At 71.4% G+C, this 10,130-nt stretch carries 11 protein-coding genes; 7 read left to right on the plus strand and 4 right to left on the minus strand.

Going from position 1 to position 10,130, the window contains the following annotated elements:
• The first annotated feature begins 36 nt into the window (after positions 1–36).
• Together VFZ92_RS40170 and VFZ92_RS40175 are read left to right on the plus strand one after the other, a co-directional pair.
• The gene (locus VFZ92_RS40170; RefSeq protein ID WP_330883018.1) at positions 37–1,026 is read left to right on the plus strand and encodes a dehydrogenase; all 990 of its coding nucleotides are present in this window, start codon (positions 37–39) and stop codon (positions 1,024–1,026) included.
• Complete coding sequence (locus VFZ92_RS40175) at positions 1,007–1,702, plus strand: creatininase family protein (protein WP_330883020.1); 696 nt, start codon at positions 1,007–1,009, stop codon at positions 1,700–1,702. The genes VFZ92_RS40170 and VFZ92_RS40175 overlap by 20 nt, the downstream gene beginning before the upstream one ends.
• Here VFZ92_RS40175 and VFZ92_RS40180 read toward each other — a convergent pair.
• Genes VFZ92_RS40180 through VFZ92_RS40195 form a run of 4 tightly spaced genes read right to left on the minus strand, consistent with a single transcriptional unit; the run spans position 1,625 to position 4,765 of the window.
• Complete coding sequence (locus VFZ92_RS40180) at positions 1,625–2,590, minus strand: lysylphosphatidylglycerol synthase transmembrane domain-containing protein (protein ID WP_330883022.1); 966 nt, start codon at positions 2,588–2,590, stop codon at positions 1,625–1,627. The genes VFZ92_RS40175 and VFZ92_RS40180 overlap by 78 nt on opposite strands.
• The gene (locus tag VFZ92_RS40185; RefSeq protein ID WP_330883024.1) at positions 2,590–3,372 is read right to left on the minus strand and encodes a class I SAM-dependent methyltransferase; all 783 of its coding nucleotides are present in this window, start codon (positions 3,370–3,372) and stop codon (positions 2,590–2,592) included. Before VFZ92_RS40185 ends, VFZ92_RS40180 begins: the two co-directional genes overlap by 1 nt.
• A complete protein-coding gene (locus tag VFZ92_RS40190; protein WP_330883036.1) occupies positions 3,369–4,364 on the minus strand; it encodes a glycosyltransferase family 4 protein in 996 nt (331 codons plus the stop codon). Before VFZ92_RS40190 ends, VFZ92_RS40185 begins: the two co-directional genes overlap by 4 nt.
• Before the next feature lie 2 nt (positions 4,365–4,366).
• Positions 4,367–4,765, minus strand: coding sequence for a 6-carboxytetrahydropterin synthase (locus tag VFZ92_RS40195; protein ID WP_330883038.1), 399 nt, complete (start codon positions 4,763–4,765; stop codon positions 4,367–4,369).
• 88 nt (positions 4,766–4,853) lie between these two features.
• On the opposite strand from VFZ92_RS40195, the gene ribA reads away from it, so the two are divergent.
• The 5 genes from ribA to VFZ92_RS40220 all read left to right on the plus strand — a co-directional run bounded on the left by ribA (position 4,854) and on the right by VFZ92_RS40220 (position 9,977).
• Positions 4,854–5,501: a GTP cyclohydrolase II gene (gene ribA, locus VFZ92_RS40200; protein ID WP_330883026.1), complete on the plus strand. Its 648-nt coding sequence runs from the start codon at positions 4,854–4,856 to the stop codon at positions 5,499–5,501.
• Positions 5,498–6,295, plus strand: coding sequence for an inositol monophosphatase family protein (locus tag VFZ92_RS40205; RefSeq protein ID WP_330883028.1), 798 nt, complete (start codon positions 5,498–5,500; stop codon positions 6,293–6,295). Before ribA ends, VFZ92_RS40205 begins: the two co-directional genes overlap by 4 nt.
• A gap of 399 nt (positions 6,296–6,694) precedes the next feature.
• Complete coding sequence (locus VFZ92_RS40210) at positions 6,695–6,964, plus strand: hypothetical protein (RefSeq protein ID WP_330883030.1); 270 nt, start codon at positions 6,695–6,697, stop codon at positions 6,962–6,964.
• Between the two features lie 28 nt (positions 6,965–6,992).
• Positions 6,993–7,568 (plus strand): DUF6879 family protein, encoded by a 576-nt coding sequence (locus VFZ92_RS40215; protein ID WP_330883032.1) that lies wholly within the window; start codon positions 6,993–6,995, stop codon positions 7,566–7,568.
• Positions 7,569–7,577: 9 nt separating this feature from the next.
• Positions 7,578–9,977: an ATP-binding protein gene (locus VFZ92_RS40220; protein ID WP_330883034.1), complete on the plus strand. Its 2,400-nt coding sequence runs from the start codon at positions 7,578–7,580 to the stop codon at positions 9,975–9,977.
• Positions 9,978–10,130 lie beyond the last annotated feature (153 nt).

Consider the following 10,130-nt stretch of genomic DNA (forward strand, 5'->3'; position numbering starts at 1 on the left):
TTTGAAGTGGGCCCCGTTTTTGTCGGAGGTTCTTGGATGACACGCGTGGCGAGGGCACTTTGGTTCACCTCCAGCGGAAAAAGTGAGATCCGACCTGTCGAACTCGCCTCTCCCGGACCGGACGAGGTGCTCGTCCGCACCCTCTGCTCGGGGGTCAGCCGCGGCACGGAGACGCTCGTCCTGCGCGGCGGCGTTCCCGAGAACCAGCACGGGGTGATGCGCGCTCCCTTCCAGGACGGTGACTTCCCGTGGCCGGTGAAGTACGGGTACCTCAACGTCGGCGTGGTCGAAACCGGTCCGGCGGACCTGTTGGGCCGCACGGTGTTCTGCCTCTATCCACACCAGACGCACTACGTGGTGCCGGTCGCGGCGGTCACGCCCGTGCCGGACGCCGTGCCCGCGGGGCGGGCGGTGCTGGCCGGGACGGTGGAGACGGCGGTGAACGCGCTGTGGGACGCGGCTCCCCTGATCGGCGACCGGATCGCCGTCGTCGGCGGCGGAATGGTCGGGTGCGGCGTCGCCGGGGTGCTGGCGAGGTTCCCCGGTGTCCGGGTCCAGCTGGTGGACACCGATCCCACGCGCGCGGCCGTGGCCGAGGCGCTGGGCGTGGAGTTCGCGCTGCCGGGCGACGCGGCGGGCGACCTCGACCTGGTGGTGCACGCCAGCGCCACCGAGCAGGGCCTGGCGCGGTCGCTGGAACTGCTCGCGCCGGAGGGCCGCGTGGTGGAGCTGAGCTGGTACGGGGACCGCAGGATCAGCGTTCCGCTCGGCGAGTTCTTCCACTCCCGCAGGCTCACCGTGCGCAGCAGCCAGGTCGGCACCGTCGGCCGCCCCGACCGCACGTACGCGCAGCGGATGGCGCTGGCGCTGGACCTGCTGGCCGATCCGGCGTTCGACGCGCTCATCACCGGCGAGAGCCCGTTCGACGAACTGCCCGACGTGCTGCCGAAGCTTGCCGACGGCCGCGTTCCGGCGCTGTGCCACCGGATTGACTACCGTGCGGCCCATGCACCTGCTTCCGACTGACACCACCGCCGAGGTCCGGGACCGCGCCGCCACCGTGGCCGTCCTGCCCGTCGGCAGCCACGAGCAGCACGGCGCGCACCTGCCGCTGGCCACGGACACCGTCATCGCCTGCACGATCGCGCGGGCGGTCGCCGACGCGCACCGCGTGCAGCTGCTGCCGCCGTTGACGATCACGTGCTCGCAGGAGCACGCGGCGTGGCCCGGCACGGTCAGCATCTCGGCGCGCACGCTGTTCGCGGTGGTGACGGACGTCGCGGAGTCGCTGCGCCGGTCCGGCGTGCGGAACCTGGTGCTGGTCAACGGGCACGGCGGCAACTACGTGCTGTCGAACATCGTGCAGGAGGCCGAGCGCATGGCCCTGTTCCCCGGACTCGGGGACTGGGCGGCGGCTCGGGAGTCGGCGGGCGTCGAGACGTCCGCCGACAGCGACATGCACGCGGGCGAGCTGGAGACGTCGATCCTGCTGCACGCGCACCCGGACCTGGTGCGGCCCGGTTACGAGACGGGCGACCACCTCGCGGACGACCGGCGGCACATGCTGACGCTCGGTCTCGGGCCGTACACGGAGTCCGGTGTGGTCGGTCGCCCGTCGCTGGCGTCAGCCCGCAAGGGCGAGGCGCTGCTCGCGAGCCTGGCCCAGTCGTTCGGGCAGTACCTCGACCTGCTGGACGCGTGAGGCGCGACCGCGGAACAGCACCAGCACACCGGGCAGCGCCGCGACCATCGCCAGCACGCCGTAGACGACACCGGTCGTGAGCCCCTGCGCGGCTCCCAGGCCCGCGGCGCCGAACGCCACGGCCAGGAACGCCTCGCGGGGGCCGAAGCCGCCGACGTTGACCGGCAGCCCCATCACCAGCAGCGCCAACACGACCAGCGGCACGAGCTGGGTCGCGGAGGCCGTCGCCCCGGCCGCCCGCGCCGCGACGAGGAAGAGGCCCACGTGCCCGGCCAGGGTCGCCGCGGACAGCACCGCGACCCCCGGCAGGGTGCGCCGGGAGAGCAGGCCGACCCGCGCGTCCGCCCACGTGGTGGCCAGCGCGCCGCGCACCCTCGGCGACCGCGCGGCGAGCACCGCCACCACGGCGAGCCCGCCCAGCACCGCGACCGCCACCCCGGTGTTCGGCGCCAGGTCCACGGCGAGGACGGGCTGCGTGAGCAGCACCGCCACGCCGACGGAGATCAGCACCACCTGGCCCGCGAACCGCTCGAACACCACCGCCCGCACCCCGCGGCCGACGTCGCCGGACTGCTTGCCGTGGTTGACCGCGCGGTCGACGTCCCCGAGCACACCCGCGGGCAGCACGGAGTTGAGCAGCAGCCCGCGGTAGTAGTCCGAGACGGCCGTGCCGAGCGCGAGCGGCAGACCGAGGGCGCGGGCGATCACCACCCAGCGCCACGCGCTGAGCACCGTGGTCAGCAACCCGATGCCCAGCGCGGCGAGCACCGCCCAGCCGTCGACGGCGCGCAGCCCGTCCAGGAACGCGTCGGTGCCCAGCCGCACACCCAGTGCGACCAGGATCCCGACGGCCACGAGCAGGCGCAGCCACGGCCAGGCGCGGCGCATCAGGCGGCCCTCGGCAGGGCCAGCAGGTCGGTGTGGTGCACGACGGCGGTCAGGTCGCCGTCGAGCCGCCTGCGCAGGTACGCGGGGGCCTCGGCGGCGAGAGCGGGTTCGTGCTCGACGGCGGCGGAGACCCACCCCCGCAGCCACTCCCCCGTCAACGCGGCCTGGTCGGGCCCCAGGCGCCACGGGCTGGGCCGGGTGATCACCTCGGCCCCGACGCGCTCGAACGCCGCCACGGCGGCCGTCACGGCGTCCGGACCGAGCAGCCGACGACCGTCGACGACCCGCCGCTGGTGGGCGTTGAACGCGTCCTGGAACTCGACGTCCAGCGGCTCGGCCGGATCCAGCTCGACGCGGCCCGCCACGGACAGCGTGAACAGCACCGGAACCCCGGCGCACGCCCGCGCCAACCCGTCCACCTCCTCGGAGGTGAACAGGTCCAGCAGCGCCGAGGCCGTCACGAGGGACGTGCCGACGAGGTCCTCGCTCCGCAGCGCGGTGAGGTCTCCCTCCCGCGTCTGCACGGTCACGCCGGCGCCGGTCATGCTCGCACCGGCCAGTTCGAGCAGACGGGGGTCGAGGTCGTGCAGCACCCAGTGCTGCGGACCTCCCAGCCGTCCGGCGAGCCATCGCCCCATCGATCCCGTTCCACACCCTAGATCACGTACGACCAGGGGGGTCCGGTTCACAAGGATCTTGCGGAGGGGGTCGAGCAGGTCCACCGCGCGGGCCTCGGCGTCAGCTCTTTCGCGCAGTGCCAGCCATTCGGGAGCGAAGCTCATCCGCGCACCCTAACCAGCACCTCGGCCATCGACCCGGCGGCTTCGGCCCACCCCGTGAGCTGGTCCCTCCGCCTCCGCGCGGCCTCCCGGAGGGCGGCGCGGGCCCGTTCGTCGTCGAACCAGCGCCGGAGTTCCGCCGCGAGCGCGGCGACGTCACCGGGCGGCACGAGCACGCCGCCGCCACCCAGCGCGTCCGGCACCGAACTCGCCACGACCGGGATGCCGCGGGCCAGCGCCTCGGTGACGACCATGCCGTAGGTCTCGGCCCGCGACGCCAGCACGAACAGGTCGGCCGCCGCGTACGCGCGGTCGAGCGCCTCGCCGTGCAGCGGCCCGGTGAACCGCACCCGGTCGCCCAGCCCGTGCCGCGGAGCCGTCCCCGGCCCCACGCAGTCCAGCGTCCACGGCACGTCGACCACGGTCGCCAGCGCGTCGAGCAGCACGTCGTGGCCCTTGCGCGGCGTCACCGACGCCACGCACAGCACCCTCGACACGCCGTCGGTGCCGGGCGCGAGCGGCGCCGGGTCCACGCCCGGCACCACCGTGCGCACCCGGTCCGGGTCGAGCCCGTGGTGCTCGACCAGCCGCCGCGACGCCCACGGGCTGGTGCCCACGACCGCGGCGGCGGCCCGCAGCACCTCCCGCTCGGCGGCGTCCAGCGCCGCCGCCACGTCGGGTGCGAGCCCGGTCTCGTCGGCCAGCGGCAGGTGCACCAGCACCACCAGCCGCAGCCGCCCGGCGTGCGGCACGACGACGTCCGGCACACCGCACGCCACCAGGCCGTCGAGCAGCACGACCCCGCCGTCGGGCACCGCCGCGAGCGAGCGCGCCAGCGCCGTCGTGTCGCCGGAACCCGGCCACGCGCCGCCCACGGCGGTCTCCCGCACGTCGACGCCCAGCGCGACCAGCTCCCGGCACACCCGCCGGTCGTAGGAGTTTCCGCCGCTCGGGACCGACGGGTCGTCGACCCCTCCCGGCAGCACGACGTGCACGGTCACAGCGCGCGCTGGTAGCTCGCCCACGCGACGTGCGACTCGTGCAGTGTGACCTCGATCGCAGCCAGACCCCGCGCGCCCTCGCCGAGCGCGCCCGCGTGGACGCGGTCCGCCAGCTGGTCGGCGATGTGCTTGGCGAGGAACTCGGTCGAGGTGTTCACCCCGGCGAAAGCGGGTACTTCGTCCAGGTTCCGGTAGTTGAGTTCGGCGAGGACGGTCTTGAGCTCCTGTGTGGCCAGTCCGATGTCGACCACGATGTTGTCCGCGTCGAGATCGGTCCGGTTGAACCGCGCGTCCACCACGAACGTTGCCCCGTGCAGACGTTGTGCCGGACCGAAGACCTCGCCGCGGAAGCTGTGCGCGACCATCACGTGGTCGCGGACGGTGATGCTGAACAGGGTGACCTCCACCAGGTGAGCGGGTTACGGTGCAACTCCCGGCCGAGCGTAATGACGCTGGGCCGGTCTCGGGCGATGAGGGGATCGGATGTACGAGGAAGCCATCAGCCACGAGGACGTCGCCGAGTCGGATCTGGTGACCCGCCGCGGCACCTTCCGCGCCGTCGCGTTCCGCGCGGACGGACACGAGCACATGGCGCTGGTCCACGGGAAGACCAGCATGAGGGACAACGTGCTCATCCGCGTTCACTCCGAGTGCATGACCGGTGACATCTTCGGCGCCATGCGCTGCGAGTGCGGCGAGCAGCTCGACGCCGCCCTCAACCGGATAGTCGCGGAGGGCAGCGGGATCCTCATCTACCTCCGCGGCCACGAGGGCCGGGGGATCGGGTTGGTCGAGAAGGTCCGCACCCACGTCCTCCAGGACGAGCAGGGTCTGGACACCCTCGACTCCGCGACCTCGCTTGGACTGCCGGTGGACGTCCGCGACTACGGTCCCGCCGTCAGGATCCTCAAGCACCTGCGCGTCAACTCCGTCCGCCTCATGTCCAACAACCCGGACAAGATCGAGGCCCTGGAGTCCAACGGCATCACCGTCGCGGCCCGCGAACCGCTGCTCATGCGCCCCAACGACCACAACATCGGCTACCTGACCGCCAAGCGCGACCGCCTCGGCCACGACCTCCCGCAGGTCGACGCCTTCACCACCGACCTCCCCCGCGCGGTCGACCGTTGAGCCACCACGACCTGCTGCCGATCGCCCGCGAAGCGGTCGCGATCGGCGGCAGGATCGCCACCAGCCGCGCCGTGGGCACCGTCACGACCAAGTCGGAACGCGACCTCGTCACCGACGTCGACCTGGCCGTCGAGGACGCCGTCCGCACCTTCCTGCTGACCGAGGCCCCGCACGTGGGCGTCCTCGGCGAGGAGCACGGCCACACCGGCCCCGCGGACCTCTGGTGGGCCCTGGACCCGATCGACGGCACCACCAACTTCGCCCGCGGCATCCCCCTGTGCGCCGTCTCCCTGGGCCTGGTCGCCGACCGCACCCCCGTGCTCGGCGCGATCACCCTCCCGTTCCTCGGCGTCGACTACCACGCCTCCCTGGGCCACGGCGCCTACTCGGGTGCCGAACGCATCCAGGCCTCCCCGGTGGACGCCCTGTCCGACGCCGTGATCTCCATCGGCGACTTCGCGGTGGGCGACGACGCGGCCCCCAAGAACGCCGTGCGCCTGGCCCTCCTGTCCCGCCTGGGTTCCCGAGCACAGCGCATCCGCATGATCGGCACCGCCGCGATCGACCTGGCGTGGGTGGCGGAGGGCAAGCTGGACGCCACCGTGAACCTCTCCAACATGCCGTGGGACACGCTCGCGGGCGCACTCCTGGTGCGCGAGGCGGGAGGCGTGGTGGTCGACCTGGACGACACCACCCACGACGCCGACTCCACCGTCACGATCGCCGTGTGCGCGGGCTTGCGCGAGGCGGTCGTGACCACCCTCCGCCAGTCCTACGAGGACACCCGGTCCTGACCCGGTGCGGTCGCCCACGACCTCACCGCCGCACGACCGCACCTCCCCGACGCACGTCATTCCCGGCGGCGCGGCCACCACGGGGAAGGCACCCGCGAAATGCGGACGGGGTTGGTTTTTCTCATTCATCATCGCTAAATGACTTAGCTCGCCCGATCGGGGGTATCAAGTCAGCCAATCGCGTCACAATGCGACACCAATCAAGGCAATTGTCCACCCATTAGGGGAGGCCTTGCCCACATACCGGTGGACTACCACCAGATTAGCGAAAAATCCGCACTAGTGCGCCAGATTACGGGATAGACCTCACTAACATCTACCCCGGAGTTGCTGGACCGCCCGCCGTCGACGAGTCCAGCCAGCTTTCCGGGACGGTTGTCGAAGTGCGAGGGGGATCTCATGGGCGGTGTCTGGGAAGCCAACCCCGTGGCCCAATTCGCCAAGAGGCTCGGAATGTCGGCCGCGCAGCTGGGCATCACGAACGACGACCCGTCGTGCCCGGACGTCTGGGAGTTGTCCAACGGGGACGTCGCCGTCATAGGCCGCGACCTCACCACGGCCTACTGCTCTCGGCTCCCCGAGGACGTGCACATCGGAGCCGACGAGAGGCTGGTCGTGATCCCCGGTGTCATGCTCCGCGCGGCGAAGGCGGACATCCCCGATGAATGAGAGAGCCGTCGTCCTTTCCGGAACCAGGTTGACCGCGAACGAGTACCTCGCCGACTTCCGCGAGAACTTCTGGCACGACAACAGGGGGCTCAACTGGAAGTTGGAACGCCGCCAGGAGTTCGTCGAATCCTCCAACGAGAGCTGGGAAGCGTCCCGTCGCAATGACTGGAAGCGATCCATCGACCTGCTGGAGAAGGGCCGCTCGACCGTCGCCGACTACGAGCGCAGGATCAGCGAACGCGGTATGGAGGTCCGCCGCGTGAGGGTGGTGGAACAGCCGATCAGTTCGTACCTGCTCTGGGAGCTGACCTCTCTCCACATCCGACAGGAGGTGGGCGGGAAGATCCGCGTCGTCGACCGCGACGCGGTCCAGGCGTACGAGGCGGGCGGTGTCGCGGTGCCCGAACTCTTCCTGCTCGGCGTGGAGATCGCCTACCAGGTGCTCTACGACGAGCACGGTGTCCTGGAGGGAGCGGTGAAGTGCGTGGACGACGACGAAATCCGCTTCTGGGGCGGATTCGTCGCGGACCTGTACGACCGGGGTGAGGAACTCCGCGACTTCTTCGACCGGGAAGTGGCTCGCAGGTTGCCGACCGCGAGCTGACACCGGGGCATGGACGACCACGAGGCACGTGGTGAAGGCGAATCGCACAACGAACTGAGCGGCTTCGCCGACGAGGTGGTGCAGGCTCGCAGCATCAACGGGGGCGTGCACTTCCACCGCGCGGTCCGCCGCCCGCCCAGCCCCGTACCGCGCCAGTTGCCCGCGGACGTCCGCGAGTTCGTCAACCGCTCCGAGGGCCTCAGGTTCCTGACGCTGATGGCGAGGGAGGCGGTCAACAGGGTCGTGGTGTGCGTCATCGTCGGCACGGCGGGCGTCGGCAAGACATCCCTCGCCGTGCGGTGGGCCCACCAGGTGGCCACCGACTTCCCGGACGGCCAGCTCTACGTGAACCTCCGCGGGTACGACGCGGGTCCACCCATCAGCCCGGACGAAGCACTGGACAGGTTCCTGCGCGCGCTCGGCGTGCCGGGGAACCTCGTGCCCGCGGACCTCGATGCCCGATCGGCTCAGTTCCGGTCGTTGCTGGCCGGTCAGAGGATCCTGATGCTCTTGGACAACGCGGCCACACCCGCGCAGATCCGGCCGCTCCTGCCCGGAACGGCCGGGTGCCTGGTGCTGGTCACCAGCCGCAGCAAGCTCTCCGGCCTGATCTCCCGCGAAGGAGCGCACCGGCTGCGGTTGGAGATCCTGCCCGTCGAGGACTCCGTCGCGCTGCTGCGCGGCCTGGTGGCCGAGCACCGACCCCGGGACAGCGACGACGGCCTGGCCGAGCTGGCGAGGCTCTGCGCTCGTCTGCCGCTGGCGCTGCGCATCGCGGCCGAACGCGCGATCAGCAGACCCCGAACCCCGCTGGGTGACCTGATCGGTGAACTGCGCGACGAATCGAGCCTGTGGGACGCGCTCGGGTCGGACGACGATTCGGAAGCGGTGCGGACGGTGTTCGCGTGGTCCTACCGAGCGCTGTCGAAGGAGGCGGGCAGGCTCTTCCGCCTGCTCGGGCTCTACCCCGGAGACGACTTCGGCCCGTCCGCGGTCGCCGCGCTGCTCGACGAACCCGTGCCCACCGCTCGGCGCCTCCTCGACGACCTGGCCGGAGCACACCTCCTGGAGTCCACGGCGCCGGACCGGTACGAGTTCCACGAACTGCTCCGGTTCTACGCACACGACCAGGCACAGGCCGAAGAACCTCCCGACTCGACGTCCGCGGCGCTCGAACGCCTGGCGGTCTGGTACCTCCACGCGGCGTTCAACGCCGTGCTCGCCCTGGTTCCCGAAGCACGTGACCGCAGCTTGCCCGTCCCACCACCGCGGACGGCGGTCCCCGCGTTCACCAGCCACGAGGGCGCGTTCGGCTGGTACGAGTTCGAACGCCGGAACCTGACCGCGCTGGTCCGCCACCTCGGTCAGCACGAGGGCGACGTCGTGGCTCGGCTCCTGGCGGACGTCCTGCGCGAGGTCTACGCGCGCTACAACCACTTCGACGACTGGATCGCCACCGGCACGATCGGACTGGAGGCCGCTCGCAGGCTGGGTGACCGCAAGGGCGAGGCCGACGCGCTGGAAAGCCTGGGCAAGGCGCACGCGCAGCACGCGGACCGGCGGAGGGGAGTCGAACTTCAGACCTCCGCGCTGGCGATCAGGCAGGAGATCGGTGATCGCCGCGGTGAGGTCGCGTCGACCAACGCACTGGGTCTGGTCCACCTGCGCGACCACGAACCAGCCGACGCGCTGTCGCGCTTCCTCCAGACCAAGGAGATCGCGACCGAACTGGCCGACGCCTACTGGACCGCGGTCTCGTCCAACAACATCGCCAACGCCCTCATCGAACTGGAGCGGCCGGAGGACGCGGTGCCCCTGCTCACCGAAGCCCTCTCCGGGTACCGCGGCCTGGCGATCGCAGGCGGCGAGGGCGACGCGCTGCGCGGCCTGAGCCACGCCCACCGCCTCCTCGGCGACGCACGACGGGCGCGCGAGCACATCGAGGAAGCACTGACCATCGCCCGCGACCGCAGGAACCCCGCTTGGGAGGCGTTCTGGTCGCTGGAGGCGGGAAGGGTGGCGGTCTCCCTCGGAACCCCGGCCAACGCACTCGTCCTCTACCAGCGCGCCGCGTCGCTCCAACGACAGCTGAACGACGCCATCCGCGAGGCCGCCGTCCTCGACGCCACCGGCGAGGCCTACCACGCCCTGGACCGACCGGAGGACGCGGCCGACTTCCACCAGTACGCGGTGGAGGTGTTCCGCGGGTTCGACGAGAAGTGGCGCTTGGCGGTCGCCTTGCGGAACCTGTCGATCGCACTGTTGGCCAAAGACGGTCCACAGGCGGCGGCGGACCACTTGCGAGAGGCCGCGACCCTGTTCGAGGCGTTCGACGACCCGGCCGCACGACGACACCGCGCCGAGGTCGAATCGCTGCGGACGACCCCACCGGCGCCCACCCAGTCCTGAATGGTCACCCCGCGGTGGCGGACGTTCCAACGGCACTCGGCGAATTCCGAACCCGAGTAGCTGTTCTTGGCACGTGCCGCCGGTCTCAGTGGTTCGCCCCCTCGGTCAACGCCGCGAGGGTGGCGTGGAACGCGCACCCATCTCCAGCAGCAG

This window comes from Umezawaea sp. (assembly GCF_036375055.1).
Classification (GTDB): domain Bacteria; phylum Actinomycetota; class Actinomycetes; order Mycobacteriales; family Pseudonocardiaceae; genus Umezawaea.

Coding starts and splice junctions, on each gene's coding strand:
- VFZ92_RS40170 (WP_330883018.1), top strand. CDS start 37: ATGACACGCGTGGCGAGGGCACTTTGGTTCACCTCCAGCGGAAAAAGT.
- VFZ92_RS40175 (WP_330883020.1), top strand. CDS start 1,007: ATGCACCTGCTTCCGACTGACACCACCGCCGAGGTCCGGGACCGCGCC.
- VFZ92_RS40180 (WP_330883022.1), bottom strand. CDS start 2,590: ATGCGCCGCGCCTGGCCGTGGCTGCGCCTGCTCGTGGCCGTCGGGATC.
- VFZ92_RS40185 (WP_330883024.1), bottom strand. CDS start 3,372: ATGAGCTTCGCTCCCGAATGGCTGGCACTGCGCGAAAGAGCTGACGCC.
- ribA (WP_330883026.1), top strand. CDS start 4,854: ATGTACGAGGAAGCCATCAGCCACGAGGACGTCGCCGAGTCGGATCTG.
- VFZ92_RS40210 (WP_330883030.1), top strand. CDS start 6,695: ATGGGCGGTGTCTGGGAAGCCAACCCCGTGGCCCAATTCGCCAAGAGG.
- VFZ92_RS40220 (WP_330883034.1), top strand. CDS start 7,578: ATGGACGACCACGAGGCACGTGGTGAAGGCGAATCGCACAACGAACTG.